We start from the raw sequence: 24,680 nt of genomic DNA, 5'->3' as shown, positions 1-24,680 counted from the left end.
CCGAGGTTATATTAAATTAAACCTCCGACTTTCAGACTCCTCTAAGTTAATTTCTCTCTCGAATTTAAACAAACGGACTTTCCGACTTTATTTAATTTCTTTCTTGAGATAACCTTAAGGCACCTTTGCCAACACCGCCTTTTGTTTATCCGCCTGAAAAATCTTTTTATAAAAATCTACGAGTTCGTTATATTTTTCAGGGGGAAATTTTTTAGCAGTCATCATTTTTGTACGGGTGTAGATAATTGTATTATCTTTTGCTGAAAATTTTGCCGAATAGCTTCCAAATTCTGAACTGAGATTAATGTCTTTTGGTAAGAACTCTATAGTATAGCCTTTTGGTAGGGCATAACTGATTTCATCATCATCTTGATAACTAAAGGGAACTGCAAACGGTGTTTTGCGGTTTTCCATTTTAGCCGGGACACTCTCTTGACGGTTAGTTAGATTTAGTGTCAAAAATGCTTTATCACCCCCGGTGGTTAGCAATTGGGGGGTTTTTAGCATAATTTCCTCCGTTAATATAGGTAAGGCTTTATTTGATTGTTCGTATTTAAAAGAAACCACTTCTGCACCTGGAATATCTATGTTTTCGTTAATTATCTTTCGTTGTTCGGTAGGTTCGGTAAATAACATCTCATAATTATCTTCAAATTGAGCATTACCGTACGTACATTTCATCCCAATATCGGCTATGCCATTATCCTGAAAACTAATTTTCGTTTTACGGAGCTGATAATTATCTTTCGCAGTATAGATGGGGGTATGAATAATTTTTCCACCATCTTCGGTAATCATCAAAACGTTTCTATCTGCATTATCATAGCCAATAAATCCCATTGGGGTATGCTGACTTGTACATTCTAAAAAAGTAGTATCATTGGCCAGGGGCACTACAACAATCATATGATTTGCTTGGCCCATGCTCGAGTAATTTGGATTTAAACTTGGCATTCCGTTTCCGATTACAATAAGATTGGCCTTTATCCCGGCTTCATTTAATAGCGCTTTCATGTAATTTGATAATGCTTTACAATCACCATAGTTTACTTGGGCAACTTTCTCAGCTAAGATGGGCTTAAATCCCCCGATCCCTAACTGTACACTAACATAACGCGTATTTTGTTGTAAATAATTATAGAGTACCCTGATCTTTTCCTTAGGTGTTTTTACGTCCTTGATCAAGTTCTGAACCTTGAGCTTAGTTTCTGGCGGTAAATTTCCGCCATTTTCATTCAGTTTATAAATCCACGCACCGAAATTTTTCCAATTGTTAAAATTACCGGTAGTATTATCGTATTCAAATTGATTTGGGGAAACTTTAACCCAGTCGGTAATAGTTTCGTATCCGGTACTCATTGGTTCCCTAACAATGGCTGCTACATTTGAGGCCGACCATTTGTATTTAATCCGATCACCATTTTGAACCGAATCTGTTTTTAGCCCAGTGTTAGTTAAGTATTTAATGGATAGTGCTTGAGGTTTTTGGAGCGTATAGGATGATTTTTCAGTAGAAATGCCATATCCCTGTACCGACTGCCATGCGGGAAATGATAAAATGCCCTTATAATCTTTTGTATAGCTATATTCAATCGTATATGGATAGTCGATACTATAAAATTTTATTCCTTTTACTCTGTTATCTTCATAAATAGAATAATCAGAAATCATGCTTTGATCCTTGATATCTGAAGATTTATATTCCTTAACTTTTTTACCTGCAGCATCATAAAGTGTGGCTTTAATGTTAGAAATGCTCGAGAACTTATCATAATATTCTCCCATTTGTGCAAATTCATCACCTGCTTTACTTAAAATAGTAATGGCTATCTTATAATCTACCTGTCCTACACTTGGGCTCTTAAAATCATAAACCTGCTCTTCATTACGTACTACGGCAACGGCATCTTTAAGTAAGGCTTCAGGAATCTTGCTGCTATCGTAGTTTTGGGCTTTGCCACAAAAGGTTATCACCGATAAAACGGTAAAAAGGATTATTTTTTTCATTATTCCGCTTTCTTCTTAAATACAATTTGTTCTGCTTGTTTTTTTACAATCGCTTTAAACAGTTCTTTCAGATCGAAATATTCTTCTGGTTCGTACACTGTTTTCGGGATATCAATTACACTTTTTACCATAACGGTTTTATCCTGAGTTAAAAAAGTAATGGTAAACGTGCCCTTATTATCTGGGATTTTAAAGGATGTGCCTGTAGGAAGTTTATCAATTTCATAATCGTCAGGGAAAGTAACGGTTATGCGGTAACTCTCCTTAATTGGGTATGCAAAATCTACCGGAAAGTTTCTCGTATCTTGTTTGAATATATTTTCTTTTGTTCTTTCAAATAATAAAGGGGTGAAATAAACCAGGTTTCCTGCTTCCTCCACATTATCTTCGATTACCACATCCATTGATTCGCTTAGCAGTTCATCCAAGTTGTCTAAATTGCTTATTTTGTAGTTGGAGAGTTCAAGACCTGCTTTGTTTTTCTTAAAATCTTTTAAGAATTCGGCCTCATTATTTTTGGTTCTGTATCTATCTCTCAAGTTTAACGCAGAATACCCTTTTGCATACTGACTTATAGTGCCTTTTAGTTTATTTTCCTTATCTAGCGTTAAATTGTAGTTAAAAATACGCTCACCACTAAATTCGGGTTCGGTAAGGATCCATCTGGATGCGGTATTCTTGAGGTCAACCAATAAGGCTTGGTGATTTAAGTTCTCATAAGAAATCATTCCCACAACTAAATCTTTGTCTGTGGCATCCAATAGTACATCCTTATTACCTATAAAAGCATGGGCAAATACATTATTAAATTTGGTAATCACTGGATACCCAGGATGAATGCCATTTTCCCGGGTACTAACCAAAACGGGATTGGCATCAATTTTTGCTTCCCTTAACAAACTAACTAAGCTCAAGTTGATATCTGCAGCATTTCCAGATTTCTTTTCGAATACCGCCTTAGGGTTTGTTCCAGAAGAGTATACGTTATAATCTTCATTCCATTTGATATTATCTTTGACATAGTTGAAAATAAGTGTTACCATCTTTAGGGTATCTTTTTCGCCCTTTAAAATGCTTTGGATTACTGATTTCGCATACCCATTCTTATTTATAAAAAGGCCAAAGTTTTCATCCTGTGCTAAAGTGGATACGATTTTTGGCCAGGTACCCGAATAATCTTTATAAGGGGATTCAGGAAAGTGCGTTGCGCTCAGTTCAAAATCCACAGAGGGTCTATAATCATCCAAAGTGGTGATGTAGGCTTCATCTTTAAGCGCAGGCACATTAGACATAGCATATTGATCCAGTGTGCCGTTAGCGCTCAGGGAACCAAAGGTTAGATTTACCGCTTCATGCTTGGTTCGGTTGATGGCTAAAATTCCGGAGAAATTATTCTTATAGGTAAAATACTCTGGTATGGTTACGTTATATTCGGTATAAAGCGTTGGTACATCGGCCTGGAAATTCCATCCGCGAAGATTAAAGAGAAAATCAGATTTTATCGTGTATTTAAATTCGATGATCGAACCCTCCTTTACATTTGGCAGGGCGAACTTCTTAAACGAATATTGTTTATTAAATTCTTCGGTAAACTTGGCGTCTTTATTGATCTTGCTAACTACAGGTTTGCCATCAACCATGTTGTAAGTTGCTGCTTCCATTCGATAGAGTTCTTCTTTGCCGCCACTTGTACTTCGGTACAATCCGATTTTGTAATTGGCATAATCGTAGCCATTTTTATTTAGGATCTTATACCGGAAGTGACGTTCGAAAATGTAAACGAATGAGCCATTAACCAGCTCGAAATAACAATTTCCAACATCAAAAATTTTAACCGCCGCTGCCGAAGAATCTTGTCCTGGAGCTTTAATTTGAAATTCTTCAGGATCAATTTTGCCAAACTTAAATTCCTTTTTTTGAGCAAAACCGCTTAAATAAGACATAGAAATGCCTAAGAGGATGAGGAGCGTTTTAGTTTTCATAAGAGAGTGATTTTCTTATCCCAAGATAAAAAATAATTTTAATGTGTTGGGTAATTAATGCAAATATATTTTAATGTAAGATGGGAGATGTAAGATGGGAGATGGGAGATGGAAAATTAACAGTTAACCAATTAACCAGTTTGAACAATTAACCATTAGGCAAATCGGTGCAATCTTTCTAATCGGTGTAATCATATTACAAAACAATTTTATCATCATTTCGTTTGATACACATGAATCTGACCGAAAATCCATCGTATACTTATAAAATCAATCCAGACCTTTCACTTATAGATTGGGATTATGTAACCTCTCTGTTTTATAAAATCAATTGGAAACATCGTGTGGCTGATGAAATTGCTGCTGCGTTTAAAAATAGTACCACAACCATTTTTATTTTCAGTGGAGAACAGGTCATTGCCTTTGGAAGGGTAGTGGGCGATGGCAGATACTACGCCATGTTGGCTGATATTGTTGTTGATCCAGACTTTCAGGGCCAAGGATTAGGGAAGTACCTAGTTACTGCACTTAATAACCAATTGGTTAATTATCACTTTGTGAACTTGAGCGCTGCTCCCGGAGCCGATAAGTTTTATAAAAGCTTAGGCTGGAAAAAACAAACTACCGCATTTATCTGGCCACAGGGCCCCAAACAATTAAGGCAGCATTGCGAAAAAGAGCCCGAGAGTAGGGTTGTTTAATGCTAGAGAGAATCTAGTTTTAGGAGTCCGAGAGTCCGTTCGTTTAACGCGAGAGAGGGTCCAGCTTTAGGAGTCCGAGAGTCCGTGGGGTTAAGCGCTAGAGAGAATCTAGTTTTAGGAGTCCGGGAGTCCGTGGGTTTAAATCAAGGGAGAATCTAGCTTTAGGAGTCCGAGAGTCAATTGGTTTATCGCTAGAGAGAAATTTAATCTCCAAAGCTCGCAGTAAGCAAATCGGCTTCTGGACTATTTGGCTTCTGGACTTTTAAGCTCAGCTAACCTCCAAAGCTCGCATTTAACAAACGGACTCTCTGACTCCCGGACTCTTCAAGAAATATCTCCCTCTAGCACCAAACAAACGGACTCTCGGACGCCTGACCTCCCTCTAGCACTAACCCCTTTACCTCACCTTCAACAGCTCCACCTTACCATCCATCGTACTTACAATAATATTTTTGGAATCTATTGGATTTACTGTATTGATCATAGAATTATCTATCTTATGTGCCCAGAGATTTTGATGGGAGCTAGCATCAAAGGTGTACACAACTCCACTTTTAGTGCCATAAAAAACAATACCATCTCTTTCGATTAAATCTGAGGGTGTATGTTCGTAACCAAATCCAGCGTTCAGTTTCCATGAAATGTCGGGGTCTGTGTCTTGCGTTTTTACACCAACTACAATGTCTTGCATGGTTTTGCCATAAATCGTAGAACTATCGGTCGATAAACCAATAGATTCCCTCACCATCGCTTCCTTGCTTCTCCAAAGGGTTAGGCCAGTTGTTGTATTTATTGCAGTTAGAAATCGATCAGGAGCAGCGATGTAAACTACGCCTTTGGTGGCCACTGGAGTACACATTGCTGGAGAGAACATCCTATTTCCATTTCCATTGTTCCATTTCCATGCTAGACTTCCGGTTTTCATATCCAATGCATATAAATGCCTCCCCCACGAACCAAATATCACCTTGCCCTGATAAATGAGGGGTTTGCCAACAATCGACCCTTCAACTCCGTTAAAAGTCCAGATTAGTTTTCCGGATAATGCATCTAGTGCCCTGAAATTGTGATCGCTTCCGCCGATAAATACAACCTTCCCATCCGTTACGGGCGAACCTAAAACTGCTTGTTCGGTTTTAAAATTCCAGACTAACTTACCACTCTCTGCATTTAAGGCGTAAATATTCCCATCTCCCGATCCTAAAATTACCAGATCAGCAATAACTATTGGCGATGAATAAATTGAGCCCTGCGTAGTAAAGGTCCACACTTTTTTACCTGTATTTCTGTCTAGCGCCTCTACTAACCCTAAACTATTGCCGAAAATAACCTTTGTATTGGTATAAGTGGGGGTGTTCACCACATTGGCATTAGAATGGTAGGCCCAGGTTGCAGTTACTTCGGGGTATTGCTGATTGATGTTAAAGACCGGTCTTTCATAAGTTTTTCCATCGTTAACAAATGTTTTGAGCCCAATTTTTCGCCAAGTAGGCAGTAAGGCCTGCGCCGGTTTTTTGGTGGCAAAATACACTGAATCATCATGCATACTTACAATGTTATATCCTCCTATGCTGTCTTTTGCGCGGAGATTTGACCTTCCCATCGTGCCGGGAATCCCCTCAAAATTTAACTTGTTATTGTTGTGTCCATGACCACAAATGATATATTGGATATTTCTTTTTTTCAACTGATCAACTACCTCGTACCAATTATCCAGCCCGTTGTCTATAGGATAATGGTTCACGAAAATTATGGGCATTCTTTTAGGTGTTTTTTTAATCAGCTCTGCTAACCAAACTGTGGCATCCCTCGGAATATGACCATCAGACATGCGCACATATGGTCCTGAGGCGCAACCAATAAAACGATAACCTTTATGGTCGAACGTGAATTTATCATATCCAAATTCTTTGATAAAACTTACACCTCCCGATTCAGACCAGCCTGTATCGTGGTTGCCAGGTACAATATAATAGGGAATTTTTAAGGTAGAAAAAATGGATTTCGCTAATCTAAGCTCTTCATTGGTGCCCATTTCTGTAATATCGCCAGTGATAACAACAAAATCTAAATCGCTCTGCCCATTAATGTCTGCAACCGTTTTTCGAAGATCTTCTTCACCACTGGTGGCACCCACATGGGTATCGCTAATAAAAGCATATTTAAAATTCTGGGCTGAGAGCGTAAAGCTTAAGAAAAGGGCAAAAAGCAGAAATAGGAATTTTTTCATAAAGCTAATCTACACATTGAATTTGTATCCCGATAGCTATCGGGAAGCAAATTTGATAATTAGCTAATTAAGGTGTACCTTTGCCTTGCAAATAAGAACTCCTAATTTATTTGCTATGCAACTCGATCCCCAAAAATTTATTGCCACTGGTTTAACATACGATGATGTATTGTTAGTGCCCGCATATTCTGAGATTTTGCCCCGCGAAGTCAATACATCCACTTATCTAACGAGAAAAATAAAGTTAAATGTGCCATTGGTTTCGGCGGCAATGGATACGGTAACCGAAGCGGGATTGGCCATCGCCATTGCTCAAAATGGTGGATTGGGAATGTTGCACAAGAATATGACGATTGAAAGACAAGCTGATGAAGTACGCAAGGTTAAGCGTTCTGAAAGCGGAATGATCCAGGATCCAGTTACCTTATTAGAAAATTCGATTGTTGCTGATGCCTTTAAAATCATGAAAGAACACCAGATTGGAGGTATTCCGGTAGTGAGTGCCGACAATAAACTGGTAGGTATTATTACCAATCGCGATCTTCGTTTTCAAAAAAATATGAATAGGCCCATTAGTGAGGTCATGACCAAAGACAACCTCATTATTGCTCCAGAAGGAACAAATTTAATTCAAGCTGAAGAGATTTTACAAAATTATAAAATTGAAAAATTGCCGGTGGTTAACGGAGAGGGTTATTTATGCGGATTAATAACATTTAAAGATATTCAAAAAGTAAAAAACCATCCTGACGCCTGTAAAGACGAAAAAGGTAGACTACGCGTTGGTGCAGCAGTTGGCGTTACTGCCGATACCATGCAACGTGTAGATGCACTGGTGAAGGCAGGAGTGGATGTGATTACCATCGACACTGCCCATGGCCACTCGAGAGGCGTAGTGGAGAAATTAAAGGAAGTTAAGGCAAAATATCCCGATCTACAGGTAATTGTAGGCAATATCGCCACTGGTGCAGCGGCCAAATTCTTGGCTGATGCAGGTGCTGACGCTGTTAAAGTGGGTATCGGACCAGGATCAATTTGTACCACCAGAATTATTGCGGGTGTAGGTGTTCCTCAATTATATGCGGTGTACGAATGCGCTAAAGCATTAAAGGGTACAGGCGTTCCAGTTATTGCAGATGGAGGAATTAAACATACCGGCGATATTTCTAAGGCAATTGCTGCGGGAGCAAGTACGGTAATGGCGGGATCATTGTTTGCAGGGGTAGAAGAATCTCCAGGTGAAACCATCATTTATGAAGGGCGAAAATTTAAATCCTACCGTGGTATGGGCTCGATAGAGGCTATGGAACAGGGTTCAAAAGATCGTTATTTCCAAGATGTAGAAGACGATATCAAAAAATTGGTGCCAGAAGGCATTGTTGGTCGCGTGCCGTTCAAAGGAACCTTAGCCGAAGTAATGTATCAATATATCGGTGGTTTACGTGCAAGCATGGGCTATTGTGGTGCCGCTAACATCGAAAAATTACAGGAAGCACAGTTTGTACAGATAACCGCTGCCGGTATGCGAGAAAGTCATCCGCATGATATTACTATAACTAAAGAAGCGCCTAATTACAGTCGGTAGTCGGTAAATCTAAGAAGTTGTCATGCTGAGGGCTCTCGAAGCAATCGGGAATCATGGGAGAAATCATCACTGTTAACCTTTAAAGATCATATTGCCTTCGAGAGCCTCAGGCTGACATCACTGGAGGTGTACATTTGAAAAGAAATCTAGAAAGGCTGTCATGAGGCTCTCGAAGCAATCGGGAATCATGGGAGAAATCATCACTGTTAACCTTTAAAGATCATATTGCCTTCGAGAGCCTCAGGCTGACATCACTGGAGGTGCACATTTGAAAAGAAATCTAGAAAGGCTGTCATGCTGAGGCTCTCGAAGCAATCGGGAATCATGGGAGAAATCATCACTGTTAACCTTTAAAGATCATATTGCCTTCGAGAGCCTCAGGCTGACATCACTGGAGGTGCACATTTGAAAAGAAATCTAGAAAGGCTGTCATGCTGAGGCTCTCGAAGCACATCGGGAATCATGGGAGAAATCATCACTGTTAATCTTAAAGATAGTACTGCCTTCGATAGCTTAAGGCTGACATCACTGGAGGTGTACATTTAGTAAGAAAATCTAGAAAGGTTGTCGTGCTTCACCGAGGAAGGTTCGGGTTCGCAAAGCCGAAAAAGAATCCAAATTAAATTTGGTAATCAAATTTTTTAAAATATATTTGTCTACTTAATCTATAGACTTTATATATTATTTAATTTGAACTCCATTTTTTACTTAAACCTTCCTTCATGAAACCTAAATTTTACGCAGCTTACTCTACCTTTAGCATTTCGTTTTTTACTTCAAAACACGTACTCATCCTCTTTTCATTTATGTTATTAACAAACCTTACCTATGCTCAAAACCAAGTAACTGGGGTGGTTAAGCGTACCAATGGCACACCGGTACCCCGTGCAACGGTTAAGATAAGGGGAACAAATATTGCTGTAAGTGCAGATGATAATGGAGTATTTAGTATCAACGCCAAGCTAGAACCCCCATTTTATATCCAGGTTAGTTCTGTAGGGTATAAACCACAGGATTTCCAGATCTTAAAATTTCAAGATACACCCTTAGAATTGGTATTGGTAGAAAATGCCTTGTTGGATGAAATCGTGGTAACTTCAAGAAGACGTTCGGAAGTGCTACAGGATGTACCGATTGCCATTACAGTTATTGGCGGACAAGCGGCAGAAAATGCTGGAGCGTTTAATGTAAATCGGTTAAAAGAACTGGTTCCATCAGTACAATTATACGCCTCGAATGCGCGCAATACTACGCTTAATATTAGGGGACTGGGTTCAACATTTGGTTTAACCAATGATGGAATCGACCCTGGGGTGGGCTTTTATGTAGACGGGGTTTATCATGCCCGTCCGGCCTCAACTTCAACAGATTTTCTCGACATCGAACAAATAGAGATTATCCGCGGTCCACAGGGAACACTTTTCGGTAAAAATACAACCGCGGGTGCATTTAATATTACCACTACAAAACCATCACAGATCCCCAATGCCAAGGTAGAATTGGGTTTTGGAAATTATAACTTTATCCAAGCAAAAACATCAGTTTCTGGTGGTGTGGCAAAAAATATCGCCGCAAAATTATCGATTTCGGGCACCCAACGTGATGGTACAATTTGGAATACTAGAGAGGAACGTAAATATAGCGGTCAGAATAATCTTGGGTTTAAAGGTCAACTCTATTTTACACCATCAGACAAATTACAAGTGTTGTTGAGTGGTGATGTGAGCATTCAACATCCAGCAGGTTATCCTTTGGTTATTGCAGGCGTTACCACAACAGAAAGAAGCGCCTACCGCCAGTATGCAAGAATTGTTACCGATCTAGGTTACCAACAACCCGTGATTAATCCCTTTTCTAGAGAAATTAATACCAATACCCCTTGGAGGCATAATCAATCTATTGGTGGCATCTCCCTAAACGTGGATTATAAAATAGGGAATGGAACCCTCACTTCTACTACAGCTTGGAGATTCTGGAATTGGGATCCTACAAATGACAGGGATTTTTCAGAATTGTCTGCGCTTACTAAATCCCAAGGAAACTCTCGCCATGATCAATATTCGCAAGAAGTGAGATATGCAGGTAAGATAACCGAGAAGTTAAGCGGTGTAGTTGGTGTATTTGCACTCGGTCAAAATCTGAAAGGATTAAGTCAAACCGAAGAAGTGGGCAAAGATCAGTGGCGTTTTGTACAAACAGGTAACACGGGTACTCAGGCATTGTATTCTACCCCTGGCTTGTTAGATGGATTTGGGATCAAAACCAATTCCACCATTAAATCATTAAGTACTGCAGTATTTGCTCAGGTAGATTGGGAGTTTTTGAACCACCTGCATGTTTTACCTGGTTTAAGATACACCTACGATAAAAAAGACGTGGATTATAACAGGGTAACTTATGGCGGCTTACAAACCACCGATGCCAATTTACTTGCCCTTAAAGCAGCCGTGTATGCCAATCAGCAATTCAATATAAATACAGATAACAACAATTTGTCTGGTAACATCACCCTATCCTATAGACCTACAGATAGGTTAAATGCTTATGGTACTTTCTCTACCGCATATAAACCTGTTGGTGTTAACGTTGGAGGCTTACCAACTACATCCACCGGGGAGGCAGACCTATCCGTAGCCATAGTAAAACCAGAATTTGTTAAACACTATGAATTCGGTATTAAAAGTAAACCTACAAAAGGGGCATTGGTAAATATAACCGCCTTTAATACAGATATTAAAGATTATCAAACAAATGTTCAATCGCCGCAACTAGGGGTAAACAGGGGCTATCTTGCCAATGCAGAGAAAGTTAATGTTAACGGATTGGAGGTTGATGGAAGTTATCAACTGGAAAGATCTCTAACTTTAAATGCAGCTGTAGCCTATTTAGATGGTAAATATGTGAAATTTACAAATGCTCCTTTGCCTCTAGAAGAAACGGGACATACAGAAATAATTAACGGCACCGCTACACAAGTTGCTTTCAAAGATGCCTCAGGGGGCAGATTACCAGGTATCTCAAAATGGAATATTTCTGGGGGTGCAGAATTTAGTTTTCCCGGTAATTTGGCCACAAGAACTGGAAGGTATTTTGTTGCAGGGGATGCAAGCCATCGTTCAGGGTATTCATCCAACCCAACGCCTTCAAGTGTGCTAAATATTGATGGTTATTCCTTGTTTAACGCCCGACTAGGATTTAAATCAGAAAAGATTTCCATTTTTGCTTGGAGCAGAAATATAGCCAATAAAAATTACTACGAACAATTGCAGGCCGCTGCGGGTAACTCTGGTTTGTATGCCGGTGTTCTTGGCGATCCAAGGTCTTATGGTTTGACTTTGCGTTACATATTTTAGTCCATCGGTCCATTAGTTCACTCGTTCATTTGGTTAGATGCTTGTGCGCGATGTCTATGCATCATGACTAATGAACGAGTGAACCAATGACTAGTGAACTAATGAACCGATGATTTTATTACATTTGTTGCAATAAAACATCAAAATGAAATCAATCTGTGTGTACTGCGGCTCTAACTTTAATGGAGATCCTATTTTAAAAAAAGCAATTCAAGATTTGGCCGATACCATGGCTAAGCAAGGTATCACGCTTGTTTATGGCGGTGGAAGCGTGGGGGTAATGGGGGTAATTGCTGATGAAATGCTTCAACGTGGGGGAAAAGTAACGGGTGTTATTCCACAGTTTTTGATGGATAAAGAAGTTGGCCATAAGGGTTTAACAGAAATGGTTATTACCGAAAATATGCACCAGCGTAAACAGAAAATGGCCGATCTTGCTGATGGCTTTATCATTCTGCCCGGCGGATTTGGCACCCTCGAAGAATTTTTTGAAGTGCTAACATGGCTTCAATTGGGTTTGCATGCCAAACCCATCGGAGTATTAAATGTAAATGGTTTTTACGATCCATTGTTTCAACAAATGGATGTTATGGTGCAACACCGATTTTTAAAACAGAATAACAGGGATCTTGTGTTTAATGAAACCGACGCAACAAACTTGGTTGAAAAAATGAAAAACTTTAGCGCCGTACCCGATGATGTTTGGTTTAGAGATCGTAATTTGAGCTAAAGCTCTAAGCTCCATGCTCCCTGCTTAGCTACAAAAACTCATCCTTACTTATCTCCCAAGTCCAAGGTTTTTTAAAGTTTTTGAAGGTTCTTAGTTCCGGAATGCTCAGTTTTTTTTCAGTTACTTGATTCTTAACGTCCGAACCAAACATGTTGCCTATAGTTTCGGTTAATTTCTTACTGATAAAATTATACTCCTTATTGTTCATTTCACCAGAACTAACTTGAAAAGAACTGTTGGTAGCTTTAACCAATAGCCAGTTCTGATCAGCATATTTAAATTGGTAGTTTAATTTCCAGCGCCAAGCACTTCCTCCCATAAAATCGAGAATTAACCGGTTATTGGCAATACTTACTTGCTGATAAGGCTCTCCGAAAGCCCCTCCTTCTTCAGAACGAAGAATAAAATTGTTATTCTGTAATCCGAAAACATATTGATGGTGTGAATTTTGAAAATAGATAGCCAATACCCTAGGCTTTTGGAATTCTTTTATAATCTCCGTATCTGCATCACCATAGGCCCTAACTTCATTTATGGGCTGATTAAATTCGAGCACTAAAACTAAATCTTCCTGCTTATCATTATTTAAATCGCCATATGCGGTATCAATAGCCTTCCAGTTCTGAGGTATAATTGCAGCAATAGAACTGCTTTGCATAATCAATTTCGGGAATACAAATGATTGTCCGAAAGCAACTTGCGAGCATAGCAGTAAAACCAAGGTTAAATATCTCATGTGGGAATAACGTAAGAAGGAGGATAATGTTGTAGGGCATGGGGCATAGAGCGCGGAGCGTAGAGTTACCTACCCCCACGCTCCATGCCCCATGCTAAACTAAATACCATTCCAGGTTTTAGTTTTAAAGATTTATCCTTTAACTTGCTAACATGAACATAGAATTCAATAAAAATGAAGACGTAAATAAACAATTGGTTTACGAGTTAAAAACCAGATTGAAGAAAATAGCGCAAGGTGGGGGCGAAAAGAATGCTGCAAAACAAAAAGAAAAAGGTAAACTTTTAGCCAGAGAACGCATAAATTATCTAATAGATGAAGGCTCTGCATTTTTGGAAATTGCTGCCTTTGCTGCCGAGGGGATGTACGCTGAGCAGGGTGGTTGCCCCAGTGCAGGTGTAGTTACTGGCATTGGTTATGTATCGGGCCGACAGTGTTTAATTGTGGCAAACGACGCTACGGTTAAGGCGGGGGCATGGTTTCCTATGACCGCAAAAAAGAATTTACGTGCACAAGAAATCGCAATGGAAAATCGCTTGCCTGTTATCTATTTAGTTGATAGTGCAGGGGTATATTTACCTATGCAGGATGAAATTTTTCCTGATAAGGAACATTTCGGCAGAATGTTCAGAAATAATGCATTGATGAGTGCCGATGGGATTGTGCAAATTTCAGCTATCATGGGTTCTTGTGTAGCTGGAGGAGCTTATTTGCCAATTATGAGTGATGAAGCCATGATCGTTGAAGGTACAGGCTCAGTTTTTTTAGCGGGATCTTATCTGGTAAAATCGGCCATAGGCGAAGAGATAGATAATGAGACCCTCGGCGGGGCAACTACACATTGTGAAATTTCTGGAGTTACCGATTATAAGCATCCCAATGATGAAGCTTGTTTAACAAGTATCCGCAAAATAATGAGCATGTTGGGTGCCCCTCAAAATGCAGGTTTTGATAGAATAACATCGGCATTGCCAAAATTAAATGAACAAGAAATCTATGGTATCCTACCAGAGAATAGGGAGAACCAGTATGATATGAGAGAGATCATCCTCCGTTTGGTGGATAATTCTGAATTTGAAGAATATAAGCAACTGTTTGGACAAAGTATAATCTGTGGATTGGCCCGAATTGACGGTTGGGCCGTTGGCATAGTGGCAAATCAACGAAAAGTAATAAAGTCTAAAAAAGGTGAAATGCAATTCGGGGGAGTTATTTATTCTGATAGCGCCGATAAGGCGAGCAGATTTATCATGAACTGCAACCAAAAGAAAATCCCTCTGGTTTTTCTACAGGATGTAACTGGATTTATGGTAGGCAGCAGATCAGAACAAGGTGGAATTATCAAAGATGGCGCTAAGATGGTAAATGCCGTGGCAAATTCTGTAGTGCCTAAATTCACCATCATAATTGGTAATTCGTACGGTGCCGGAAATTATGCAATGTGTGGAAAAGCCTACGACCCCCGGTTAATATATGCATGGCCAACAGCAAAAATTGCGGTAATGGGTGGTGCACAAGCTGCAAAAGTATTGCTTCAGATAAAGGAATCTTCCCTAAAAGCAAAAGGCGAGACCATTACTCCAGAAAAAGAAGCCCAATTGCTCAAAGAAATTACAGATCGATATAACAGCCAAACTACACCCTACTATGCTGCATCACGCTTATGGGTAGACGGCATTATCGATCCCCTCGAAACTAGAAAGGTCGTTTCTATGGGTATTGAGGCCGCTAATCAATCTCCAATTATTAAAAAATTTAACGTTGGTGTAATCCAAACTTGATGGAAATTTGTATTTTAGCTTAACAGTTATCAGTTCACAGTTAACCTCCCGATAGCTATCGGGATAAACAGTTAACCAATTCAAACAACTAACCTCCCTACCAAAGATGAAGTTTATCATTTCTCTTTTCCTTTTACTTTCTTTTTATCTTAATACCCGTGCCCAAGTAACGCCTGTTTATTTCTATGGTGATCAGATTACTACGGATAAAAGCAGGGCTACATCTTACGCAATTTACGGAAAACTGAGTACTGAAGACCTGTGGATGTTTAAAAGGTATGATCTGGATAATAATTTAATCCAAACAGGCTCCTATAGCGATGCCGCATTATCTACGCCCCATGGAAAGTTTATTTTTTATATGGACATCGGAACATTCAACAGACTGCATGAGACCAATTTTAAACTCAATGGTAAAGCAAGATTTATTAGTCAGCAAGGAAACTTTGTAAACGGCGTAGAGCATGGCAGATGGCTACTCTTTTACCCGGATGGAAATGTACTTAGTTCTCAGGATTATGTAAATGGAAAATTGCATGGAGAGTTTGTGACGTACAATAAATTTGGAAAAATTGAATTGCAGGGAAACTATGTAAATGGCGAAAAAGATGGCGAATGGCTAATTGAGGGGGGGAAAAGAAAACAGATCTATGAAAAAGGGGTGTTAAAGTCAACAACCTATGTAGAGAAAGCTAAAAAAGTAAAAAATTAATGGCTGGCGCTCAAATGAATAAAATTTTACTAGCAGCTTTATTAGGCACTATTTCGTTTTCGGGATTTGCTCAAAACTCAAAAAGTATTCACCAAAAAGCTATTGTTGTAGATACGCATGGCGATATTTTGTTTAACCAGATCAAATCTGGAATAGACATCGGCAAACTCCAGTCTACCGGAAATTTCGATTTAATACGGGCAAAGCAAGGTGGATTGGATGTGCAGGTATTTTCGATCTGGTGTGATGAAAAAGGAGGTTTCGCCGTTGCTAACCAAGAAATAGATTCGTTGTATAGCTTAATTAAGCGATATCCAACAAAAATCATGTTGGTTAAAAATGCTGCTGATCTAGAAAAAGCGGTTAACGAAAAGAAGTTAGCAGCAATGATAGGGGTAGAGGGTGGCCACATGATCGAAAATAGCTTAGAAAAACTAGAAGACCTTGCTAAAAGAGGAATGATTTATCTCACCCTAACTTGGAACAACAGTACTTCTTGGGCAAGCTCGGCGGCAGAAGAAACCTCAGGTAAAGTGAAAAAGGAAAATGCCGGACTGAATGATTTCGGAAAACAAGTGGTTCATAAATTGAACGACCTGGGTGTTTTGGTAGACCTTTCACATGTTGGTGTACGTACTTTTTTTGATGCGATCAACGAATCAAAGAAACCTATCTTGGTTTCACACAGCTGTGTATATGCATTAAATCCGGTGCCACGAAATCTTAACGACGAACAGATCAAAGCTGTGGGTAAAAACGGCGGACTAATCTCACTCAACTTTTATTCGGGCTTTTTAGATTCGACATTTAGCGCTAAGCAAAAAGTATTCTTTGCCAAATATGATACAGAATTGAAGGCTTTAACTGCCAAGTATGGGCGGAGCAATGCCATCGATACGCTGATTTCGCTACATCAGGCAGATGCCGAAGCTACCAAGCCATCCATCGAAAAGCTAATTGATCATGTAGATTATATCGTTAAAATGATTGGAGTAGACCATGTAGGCTTTGGAGCCGATTTTGATGGTGCCGAATCATTTCCCAGTGGAATGAACAGCGTAGCAGATTACCCGAAAATTACCTCAGCACTTCTTAAAAGAGGCTATACACCCGAAGAAGTAACCAAAATGCTGGGAGGAAACTTTTTGAGAGTGCTGAGAGCGAATAGACCTTAGATTGATTTAAGATGTAAGATGTAAGAGGTAAGAGGTAAGAGGTAAGATGTAAGAGGTAAGATGGAAAATGTAACTTAACCTTCCATCTTCCATTTCCCATTTTACATCTTCCGTAACAAATTACTTTCCCGTTGCTAATTGCCCTTTGCACTGTGCAAATAAAGCCTTAAATTTGTAGAATATTATTCAATAAGATGGCTGAAGCACAAGAAATAGAGCACGTAAAATGTTTAATCATTGGATCTGGTCCTGCGGGTTATACAGCTGCAATTTATGCCGCAAGGGCGGATATGAAACCAGTAATGTATACCGGAATGGAAATGGGTGGTCAACTTACCCAAACCACGGATGTAGATAATTTCCCGGGATATCCTGATGGAATTATGGGTCCAGAAATGATGGAAGATTTTAAAAAGCAGGCCGAGCGTTTTGGTACACAAATTCGCTTCGGTTACGTAAGTTCGGTTGATTTTTCTTCCCTTCCCCATAAAGTTGTAGTAGACGAGATCAAAACTATTACTGCAGATACCGTAATTATCGCTACGGGTGCAACAGCTAAGTGGTTAGGTTTACCAAGTGAACAACAGTATAATGGTTTTGGTGTTTCTGCTTGTGCGGTATGCGATGGCTTCTTTTTTAAAGGCCAGGATGTAGCAATAGTTGGAGCCGGAGATACAGCTGCCGAAGAAGCTACTTACTTGGCTAAATTATGTAAAAAAGTTTACATGTTAGTTCGTAGAGACGAGTTTCGTGCTTCAAAAGCAATGGTACATCGTGTATTGAACACCCCAAATATTGAAGTAATTTACGATACACAGGCAACTGAAATTATAGGTAATGGCAAAAATGTAACTGGCGTTAAGATCCTAAATGTGAAAACGGAAGAATCTAAAGTACTTGATGTTGAAGGATTTTTTGTAGCAATTGGCCATAAGCCCAATACGGATATCTTCAAAGGTTGGATTGACATGGATGAAACGGGTTACCTTAAAACCATCCCTGGTACATCTAAAACAAATATTGAAGGCGTATTTGCCAGTGGCGATGTTCAAGATCATTACTACCGGCAGGCCGTAACTGCTGCGGGTTCTGGTTGTATGGCCGCTTTAGATGCAGAGCGATACTTAGCTGCCAAAGGCGATACGGTAAACGTGCTGTCTTCTACATACCCTTAATTTTCTTCTATTTTTACCACCTTAGACACCTAAGACGCCTTAGTGCTGTCCCTGGGATTGTCAGTCTGAACGTAATTTTCAAATTTGCTCATCGGATGATTTATCGGATGAGCAATTGAGATTGTCAGTCTGAGCGTAGTCGAAGACTATTTGGGCCCTTCGATCAGCCTACGGTAATACGCTTTTAACATGCTTGCTTTTTCTGCGCTATTTTTTACCACCTTAGACACGCTAGACACCTTAGTGCTATCCCAGGGATTGTCTGTCTGAGCGTAATTTTGAAATTTGCTCATCGGATGACTCATCGGATGAGCAATAGAGATTGTCAGTCTGAGCGTAGTCGAAGACTATTTGAAACCTTCGATAAGCTTACAGTGATACGCTTTAAATGCTTTGCGTTCTTTGCGACCTTTGCGGTGTAGTTGAGATTAGCCAACTGTTAAGCCCAAACTGTTAACCGTAAACTGACTCCACTTCTTTCTTACTCCAAATTTCCATATCTTGGGCATATCAAATACTATTGCACATGAAAAGAATTTCCTTCATTTTATTACTAACCTTTCTTGCAAACCAAACCTTTGCCCAAACCGACGAAAATCTGGGGATTATCCCGGTTCCAGTTTCTATTAAAAAAATGAATGGAAGCTTTCAGCTAGACAAAACAGTAGCCATTGTAAGTAATGAAAGTGCAAATGCGAGGACCGCGGATCTGCTTAACGCATTTATCGTTACAAAGGGAGGCTTTGCTTTAAGAGAGGTCAAAGTGCTTGCGGCGGGGCAAAAAGCAGTAGTTCTAACTTCGGCTGGTGCCGAAAAACTGCCGGCAGAAGGTTATTCTATTCAGGTAACCGCCAATCAAATCAAACTCACAGGTTCTGAAGTTGGATTATTCTATGCCATCCAATCCCTAATGCAAATGATGCCTGGTAAAGCTAAAGATAAGATCAGCATTCCGGCAGTCGAAATAATTGATTATCCCCGCTTTAAATACAGGGGACTGCACTTGGATGTTAGTCGCCATTTTTTCCCTGTCTCTTTCATCAAAAAATACATCGACCTGATCGCCCAATACAAACTCAATACTTTCCATTGGCACTTAACAGATGATCAAGGTTGGAGGATTGAAATTAAAAAATATCCTAAGTTAACTACTGTAGGTTCCAAAAGAAACGGCACCATTGTAGGGAATTATCCGGGTACTGGTGGTACAGATAATCAGCCCCATAGTGGTTTTTACACCCAAGAAGAAGTGAAACAGGTAGTTGCTTATGCAGGTTTAAAATACATCACAGTAGTGCCTGAGATAGAAATGCCCGGTCACGCATCCGCTGCTATTGCTGCCTATCCAGAATTGAGCTGCTTTCCGGATAGAGATACCCCAATCAAAGAAAATGCTCCCTGGAGCGGAGACAGAAAAGGGAAGCAAGTACAACAGACCTGGGGGGTTTTTGATGATGTCTTTGTGCCAACCGACAACACCTTCAAATTTTTAGAGAACATATTAGATGAAGTTTTGGCATTGTTCCCGTCAAAATATATCCACATTGGTGGAGATGAATGTCCTAAAACCTATTGGAAAGAATCCCCGTTTTGCCAACAATTTATTAAGGATAACAACTTGGTGGATGAGCATGGACTTCAAAGTTATTTCATTCAACGGATAGAAAAACACATCAACAGTAAAGGCAGATCAATTATCGGATGGGATGAGATCCTTGAGGGTGGACTTGCACCAAACGCTACCGTTATGTCTTGGCGAGGAGAAAAGGGAGGTATTGAGGCGGCTAAGCAAAACCATGATGTAATTATGACTCCAGGTTCTGCTGGGTTATACCTCGATCACAAGCAATCAACCTCTACAGATGAACCCTTAACTATTGGAGGGCTATCAACCTATGTTAAGATTTATGGCTATGATCCTGTTCCTAAAGAATTGAGTGACGAACAAAGAAAATATATAATTGGTGTGCAAGCGAATATGTGGGCAGAATATTTAGAAACCCCCGCTAAAGTAGAATACATGCTCCTTCCCAGATTGTATGCCCTATCAGAAATTGCGTGGAGTCCGGTAACTAGAAAAGATCTGAAAAATTTTACCGAAGAAAGGGTGCCCCTACATTTGGGACGATTAGATCAAACCAACACCAATTATTGGGTGCCAACTCCAATTGGTCAGCCAGAAAAGGAAGTTAAGGGCGAAAATATTACGATAAGCTTAAAATCGCCAAGCTTAGGTGCTAAAATATTCTACACGCTTAATGGTTACCGCCCATCAGAAAATGCTACAGAGTATACGTCAGACATCAAAGTAATTGTTCCACAAGGGCAAAAGAAAATACTTAAGACCATTGTAATCATGCCTAGCGGGAGAAGAAGTGTGGTAACTGAAACGATCCTTAATAATGGAGCCCCAGAAGTGAAAACTAAATAACGAAATTTAATTAGAGAATTAGTAAATTCGATGATTAGCTTCCCGATATCTGTCGGGATATCACATTATTACATCAAAAATGAAATTAAGAAAAGTTATCAAAATTGGCTTATTTATCCTAACAGGTCTTTCTATAGGCTCTTGTACCAATGATAAACCTGTTCCAGTAAAAACGGCCCAAACCACTGCCAAACCTTCTAACCCGTTTCCTTTTTATAAAAATATAGAAATCAAACCGGGGTACCATTTTGAAGTGGTTAGTTGGGGAAAGGGCATCGATACCCTTGGGGGATACCTTTTGTTAATGTCTGATTCGATCAAAAATAATTATAAATCTCTGGCTGGCGAGCGAAAAGGAATAATTACTGATGCATGGAACATGGATCTCGATAATGATGGAAATCCAGAACTGTACATCCAATATGTAGTTCGAAAAAACGTAACCGATCTTAATGTGTACGAATTTTCAAACAGTAACTTTGATAAAATCAGTTTTCCGGGATTAAACAGTAACCTAAAAAAGGGATATAAAGGAAATGACAAATTCTTTGTTAAAAACGGAGATTTATTTCGCTCTGTGCCAGTGATAAGCACTGATAGTGGCAAAACAACAACGCTAATAAAAACGCTCAAATATCGCTTAAGCGGAAATAGCTTTAGCACAAGTGAGGTGAAAGAAGATTAGTTGGGAGTTGGGAGTCCAAAGTCAAAAGTCCAACAGTCCAAAAAAATGCACCAACTACAATTGGTGTAATCTATTAATCGGTGTAATCATCCGCGAAGCGTACAGGAACTTCCTTCAGAAGAGATGAGGTAATCAGTGTAATCAGCCGCGACGCGATATAATCGGTGTAATCAATTAAACTTGTTCATCTCATCCCTTAAGAAAGCATCCCATTTACTTTGTGAATCCAAATTAGAACCGTGGTTGGTTTCAACATCGTATCTATCTTGCATGTCACTGTAATATTTGCCCACCTTGTTTCCGGTGGCTGTGATCAATTTTTTGTAATTACTAGGCGTATATTTTTGGTTCCTTATTTGAACTTCACCGTTTTTAAGCAATAAAAAATTAATGTAGACATGACCTTGTTCATGATTTAAGAGTTGTCTGCTTACCTTTCGGTTGCTAATTCTCTCGGGCTTAACCCATGATTTTTCGGGAACTACACTTCCAGAAAACTTAAAATCAATATGTAAATTATTATTTCTAACCGTAGCGCTATAGCTGTAATGCCAATTGGTAACGGTTAATGCGGCAAAGGCTGAATTACGATCAGGTGGCGCCAAAAAATGCGTATCCCAATCTATTTGCTCTGGTATAACTTCTTGTTGGGTTTTAAATCCACTAAAAAGAAATAGCATAGCAAATGCTACAATAATATAATATTTAACCCTAACGTTATGCATTGGGGTGTATAGAACTAAAGCCGTGCCAGACTTACGAAGTTTTTAAAACTTCGTAAGTCTGTCTCAATGAAACTGTGCGCTGATGCGCTCAAATTTTTCGATTAATAGTGAAATTCGTTCCCGATCACGTTTTATTACGGCTTTTCGCACCAATGTAGAGCAAAAGATCATCCAGCCAAAACTTAATGTTACTGTAGTTATTTGGACCCAAGGCTGCAGGTGTGCTAACATTTCGAAAAAATAAAGAACCATTCCCAAAGACAATGCTAGGGCGTAAAACCAATATAAGCGGTTATGAAGGTTAAATCGATTGATCTGATATATTTTTAAAGCTTTAATAAATTCGTTAGGATTTGCAGTAAAATCATTTTTCGAAATTATCCTATAATTATTATATAAAATAACGATATAAACAGCAACAACTATGATGATGATACTGATCCCCACATAGGTTGTTGGCGATTGGAAATCAAAAAATACCCATAAAGAAGCGAAAGCCAAAAAAGAAACGATCATCCCTGCTATATTTAATAGCGATTTAGTGCGCATTCCGTTCACGTCTTTTTTAGCCTGCTTCAGCATTTCATCGGCAGAAATGCTTACATCAACAGTATGCTTTGCCCAAAGTGCTTCTATGTGATCAAATTCTTGCATGTTGATTGTATAATTCGGTCAGTTTTTGTTTAATACGATGAATTTTAACTCTAAGATTTCCTTCGCTTATCCCAGAAATATCAGCAATTTCATGGTATGGTAATTCATCCAAAACCATGGTGATAATCAAACGATCGTTCTCTTCCAATTTTGAAATTGATTTATACAGCAAGGCTACCTGCTCATTTTTTTCGGAGAATTCCTCTACGCTATTCTCAATAATATTCTCTGTTAGTTCGTCTTTCGACTGTCTTTTTTCGGAGCGTAAATAAGTTAAACAGGTGTTAACAGCGATGCGATAGATCCAAGTAGAAATCAGTGATTTGTTTCTAAACTTGTCCAGGTTTTGCCAAACTTTTAAGAATGTTTCTTGTAAAAGATCATTGGCCGAATCCTTATCTCCAGTATAGCCATAGCATAAGTGAAAAATCTTCTTGGAGTTTTTATCGAATATTTCCTTAAATAGTATGTCTTTTTGACTCAAGAGCTACGCTGTTAATTTAGGATTAGATAAAGATAACCAGGTTTTGTTACGGTCAAATATGTAAAATATTAAGGGTTTATCAACATTGTTTAGAGAATAATTTTATTATTGTAGTTTTACACTTTGTTTTAAACCTAAACCTCAGAAATGTCGAATAAGAACAGACTTACACTTTTTATTTTTATCGCACTCATACTCGGTGTGGCTGTTGGTTATTACTTAAATGTAAATAATTTCAATAAAAATAATGATGCCATTGTAGGTGCAGATGCACAGGTTAAAAAGATTGAACTGCAAATGAGCAGTTTACCGGATACCACAGTTGCACAATATGCGGTATTAAAGAGCCAAAAAGCTGATCAGGTTAAGATTAGGAAAGAAAACGAAACAAAAAGAGAAAAGGGACTAGAGCCTTTTACACTATTGAGCGACATTTTTTTACGTTTAATAAAAATGATTGTCGCACCATTGGTATTTACTACGCTAGTAGTTGGAGTTGCCAAAGTAGGTGATATAAAGGCTGTTGGCCGTATTGGCGGAAAGACCATGCTTTGGTTTGTCAGTGCTTCATTAATGTCGTTGCTCTTGGGAATGTTCTTAGTAAATGTATTTAAACCAGGCGAAGCCATGCATTTGACTCTGCCCAGTAGTCATACCGATACCGGAATTAAAGCTACCGCACTTTCTGTAAAGGATTTTATTTCCCATATCGTACCTAAAAGCTTTGCCGAAGCTATGGCTACCAATGAAATTTTACAGATCGTAATCTTCTCCTTGTTCTTTGGGGTAGCTACTGCTGCCATTGGCGAAAAAGGAAAAGTGGTGATAGAATTCTTTGACTCTGTAGCTCATATCATTCTAAAAGTTACGGGTTATGTAATGAATTTTGCCCCTTTTGCAGTATTTGGTGCAATGGCCGCTATTGTGGCTAAACAAGGGATCAGTGTATTATCAACCTATGCCCTGTTTATTGGCGAATTTTACTCCGCCATGCTCATTTTATGGATCTTACTGATATTTATTGGTTTTCTCATCTTAAAAAATCGGGTGTTTAACCTGATGAATAGAATGAAAGAACCTGTAATGCTTGCCTTTAGTACGGCCAGTAGCGAAGCCGCTTATCCTAGAACAATGTTACAACTGGAACGATTTGGCTGTAAAGACAAAATTGTAAGCTTTGTACTGCCTCTCGGGTACTCTTTCAACCTTGATGGTTCGATGTTGTACATGACCTTTGCCTCGATCTTTATAGCTCAATGCTATGGTATCCATCTTCCGTTCGATAAACAGATTACCATGTTATTAATCCTCATGCTTACCAGTAAAGGCATTGCTGGCGTTCCAAGGGCATCATTGGTGGTTATTGCTGGTACAATTGCAACATTTAATATACCGGAGGCAGGATTAGCGCTTTTAATCGGGATAGATCCTCTATTGGACATGGGAAGGTCGGCTACCAATGTAATTGGAAATAGTATTGCTACCGCTGTAGTAAGTAAGTGGGAAGGTGAACTAACAGGTCCAACAGACTAAT

Annotated in this window: 18 protein-coding genes; 11 read left to right on the top strand and 7 right to left on the bottom strand. The window is 39.2% G+C overall.

Going from position 1 to position 24,680, the window contains the following annotated elements:
* Positions 1–114 precede the first annotated feature (114 nt).
* Entirely contained in the window at positions 115–2,007 is a 1,893-nt protein-coding gene (locus tag AC6H0V_RS08095) for a DUF3858 domain-containing protein (protein ID WP_497563219.1), read from the bottom strand.
* Entirely contained in the window at positions 2,007–3,989 is a 1,983-nt protein-coding gene (locus AC6H0V_RS08090) for a DUF3858 domain-containing protein (RefSeq protein WP_497563218.1), read from the bottom strand. The genes AC6H0V_RS08095 and AC6H0V_RS08090 overlap by 1 nt, the downstream gene beginning before the upstream one ends.
* A 233-nt stretch (positions 3,990–4,222) precedes the next feature.
* Here AC6H0V_RS08090 and AC6H0V_RS08085 point away from each other — a divergent pair, with 233 nt between their 5' ends.
* Complete coding sequence (locus AC6H0V_RS08085) at positions 4,223–4,690, top strand: GNAT family N-acetyltransferase (RefSeq protein ID WP_497563217.1); 468 nt, start codon at positions 4,223–4,225, stop codon at positions 4,688–4,690.
* A 397-nt stretch (positions 4,691–5,087) separates the two neighbouring features.
* On the opposite strand, the gene AC6H0V_RS08080 is transcribed toward AC6H0V_RS08085, so the two are convergent.
* Complete coding sequence (locus tag AC6H0V_RS08080) at positions 5,088–6,920, bottom strand: outer membrane protein assembly factor BamB family protein (RefSeq protein WP_497563216.1); 1,833 nt, start codon at positions 6,918–6,920, stop codon at positions 5,088–5,090.
* 115 nt (positions 6,921–7,035) lie between these two features.
* Between AC6H0V_RS08080 and guaB the strand changes: the two genes are divergently transcribed.
* From guaB to AC6H0V_RS08065, 3 genes are all read left to right on the top strand, one after another.
* A complete protein-coding gene (gene guaB, locus AC6H0V_RS08075) occupies positions 7,036–8,505 on the top strand; it encodes an IMP dehydrogenase (protein WP_497563215.1) in 1,470 nt (489 codons plus the stop codon).
* Between the two features lie 722 nt (positions 8,506–9,227).
* Positions 9,228–11,858, top strand: a complete 2,631-nt coding sequence (locus tag AC6H0V_RS08070) for a TonB-dependent receptor (protein WP_497563214.1) — start codon at positions 9,228–9,230, stop codon at positions 11,856–11,858.
* A 145-nt stretch (positions 11,859–12,003) separates the two neighbouring features.
* Positions 12,004–12,588 carry an LOG family protein gene (locus AC6H0V_RS08065; RefSeq protein WP_497563213.1) on the top strand — a complete coding sequence of 195 codons (585 nt, stop codon included), beginning with the start codon at positions 12,004–12,006 and terminating at the stop codon, positions 12,586–12,588.
* 28 nt (positions 12,589–12,616) lie between these two features.
* Here the strand turns inward: AC6H0V_RS08065 and AC6H0V_RS08060 are convergent, their stop codons facing one another.
* On the bottom strand, positions 12,617–13,324 hold the full coding sequence (locus AC6H0V_RS08060; protein WP_497563212.1) for a hypothetical protein: 708 nt from the start codon (positions 13,322–13,324) through the stop codon (positions 12,617–12,619).
* 152 nt (positions 13,325–13,476) lie between these two features.
* Here AC6H0V_RS08060 and AC6H0V_RS08055 point away from each other — a divergent pair, with 152 nt between their 5' ends.
* From AC6H0V_RS08055 to AC6H0V_RS08030, 6 genes are all read left to right on the top strand, one after another.
* On the top strand, positions 13,477–15,105 hold the full coding sequence (locus AC6H0V_RS08055; protein ID WP_497563211.1) for an acyl-CoA carboxylase subunit beta: 1,629 nt from the start codon (positions 13,477–13,479) through the stop codon (positions 15,103–15,105).
* A 106-nt stretch (positions 15,106–15,211) separates the two neighbouring features.
* Complete coding sequence (locus AC6H0V_RS08050; protein ID WP_497563210.1) at positions 15,212–15,817, top strand: toxin-antitoxin system YwqK family antitoxin; 606 nt, start codon at positions 15,212–15,214, stop codon at positions 15,815–15,817.
* A gap of 14 nt (positions 15,818–15,831) precedes the next feature.
* The gene (locus AC6H0V_RS08045; protein WP_497563209.1) at positions 15,832–16,992 is read left to right on the top strand and encodes a dipeptidase; all 1,161 of its coding nucleotides are present in this window, start codon (positions 15,832–15,834) and stop codon (positions 16,990–16,992) included.
* Positions 16,993–17,186: 194 nt separating this feature from the next.
* Positions 17,187–18,167 carry a thioredoxin-disulfide reductase gene (gene trxB, locus AC6H0V_RS08040; protein ID WP_497563208.1) on the top strand — a complete coding sequence of 327 codons (981 nt, stop codon included), beginning with the start codon at positions 17,187–17,189 and terminating at the stop codon, positions 18,165–18,167.
* Between the two features lie 526 nt (positions 18,168–18,693).
* Positions 18,694–20,598 (top strand): beta-N-acetylhexosaminidase, encoded by a 1,905-nt coding sequence (locus tag AC6H0V_RS08035; protein WP_497563207.1) that lies wholly within the window; start codon positions 18,694–18,696, stop codon positions 20,596–20,598.
* Positions 20,599–20,677: 79 nt separating this feature from the next.
* Positions 20,678–21,283, top strand: coding sequence for a hypothetical protein (locus tag AC6H0V_RS08030; RefSeq protein WP_497563206.1), 606 nt, complete (start codon positions 20,678–20,680; stop codon positions 21,281–21,283).
* Positions 21,284–21,453: 170 nt separating this feature from the next.
* On the opposite strand, the gene AC6H0V_RS08025 is transcribed toward AC6H0V_RS08030, so the two are convergent.
* The 3 genes from AC6H0V_RS08025 to AC6H0V_RS08015 all read right to left on the bottom strand — a co-directional run bounded on the left by AC6H0V_RS08025 (position 21,454) and on the right by AC6H0V_RS08015 (position 23,146).
* Positions 21,454–22,008: a DUF922 domain-containing protein gene (locus tag AC6H0V_RS08025; RefSeq protein WP_497563205.1), complete on the bottom strand. Its 555-nt coding sequence runs from the start codon at positions 22,006–22,008 to the stop codon at positions 21,454–21,456.
* Positions 22,009–22,071: 63 nt separating this feature from the next.
* Positions 22,072–22,662 (bottom strand): hypothetical protein, encoded by a 591-nt coding sequence (locus AC6H0V_RS08020; RefSeq protein ID WP_497563204.1) that lies wholly within the window; start codon positions 22,660–22,662, stop codon positions 22,072–22,074.
* Complete coding sequence (locus AC6H0V_RS08015; protein WP_497563203.1) at positions 22,649–23,146, bottom strand: RNA polymerase sigma factor; 498 nt, start codon at positions 23,144–23,146, stop codon at positions 22,649–22,651. Before AC6H0V_RS08015 ends, AC6H0V_RS08020 begins: the two co-directional genes overlap by 14 nt.
* 147 nt (positions 23,147–23,293) lie before the next feature.
* Between AC6H0V_RS08015 and AC6H0V_RS08010 the strand changes: the two genes are divergently transcribed.
* Positions 23,294–24,679, top strand: a complete 1,386-nt coding sequence (locus tag AC6H0V_RS08010; protein WP_497563202.1) for a dicarboxylate/amino acid:cation symporter — start codon at positions 23,294–23,296, stop codon at positions 24,677–24,679.
* Position 24,680 lies beyond the last annotated feature (1 nt).

This window comes from Pedobacter sp. NO84 (assembly GCF_059703915.1).
The sequence above is the reverse complement of the archived record's forward strand: the minus strand, read 5'-3'. Positions and strand labels throughout refer to the sequence as shown.

Coding starts and splice junctions, on each gene's coding strand:
- AC6H0V_RS08060 (WP_497563212.1), bottom strand. CDS start 13,324: ATGAGATATTTAACCTTGGTTTTACTGCTATGCTCGCAAGTTGCTTTC.
- AC6H0V_RS08055 (WP_497563211.1), top strand. CDS start 13,477: ATGAACATAGAATTCAATAAAAATGAAGACGTAAATAAACAATTGGTT.
- AC6H0V_RS08025 (WP_497563205.1), bottom strand. CDS start 22,008: ATGCATAACGTTAGGGTTAAATATTATATTATTGTAGCATTTGCTATG.
- AC6H0V_RS08095 (WP_497563219.1), bottom strand. CDS start 2,007: ATGAAAAAAATAATCCTTTTTACCGTTTTATCGGTGATAACCTTTTGT.
- AC6H0V_RS08030 (WP_497563206.1), top strand. CDS start 20,678: ATGAAATTAAGAAAAGTTATCAAAATTGGCTTATTTATCCTAACAGGT.
- AC6H0V_RS08020 (WP_497563204.1), bottom strand. CDS start 22,662: ATGCAAGAATTTGATCACATAGAAGCACTTTGGGCAAAGCATACTGTT.
- AC6H0V_RS08050 (WP_497563210.1), top strand. CDS start 15,212: ATGAAGTTTATCATTTCTCTTTTCCTTTTACTTTCTTTTTATCTTAAT.
- AC6H0V_RS08090 (WP_497563218.1), bottom strand. CDS start 3,989: ATGAAAACTAAAACGCTCCTCATCCTCTTAGGCATTTCTATGTCTTAT.
- guaB (WP_497563215.1), top strand. CDS start 7,036: ATGCAACTCGATCCCCAAAAATTTATTGCCACTGGTTTAACATACGAT.
- AC6H0V_RS08065 (WP_497563213.1), top strand. CDS start 12,004: ATGAAATCAATCTGTGTGTACTGCGGCTCTAACTTTAATGGAGATCCT.
- trxB (WP_497563208.1), top strand. CDS start 17,187: ATGGCTGAAGCACAAGAAATAGAGCACGTAAAATGTTTAATCATTGGA.
- AC6H0V_RS08045 (WP_497563209.1), top strand. CDS start 15,832: ATGAATAAAATTTTACTAGCAGCTTTATTAGGCACTATTTCGTTTTCG.
- AC6H0V_RS08080 (WP_497563216.1), bottom strand. CDS start 6,920: ATGAAAAAATTCCTATTTCTGCTTTTTGCCCTTTTCTTAAGCTTTACG.
- AC6H0V_RS08070 (WP_497563214.1), top strand. CDS start 9,228: ATGAAACCTAAATTTTACGCAGCTTACTCTACCTTTAGCATTTCGTTT.
- AC6H0V_RS08085 (WP_497563217.1), top strand. CDS start 4,223: ATGAATCTGACCGAAAATCCATCGTATACTTATAAAATCAATCCAGAC.
- AC6H0V_RS08010 (WP_497563202.1), top strand. CDS start 23,294: ATGTCGAATAAGAACAGACTTACACTTTTTATTTTTATCGCACTCATA.
- AC6H0V_RS08035 (WP_497563207.1), top strand. CDS start 18,694: ATGAAAAGAATTTCCTTCATTTTATTACTAACCTTTCTTGCAAACCAA.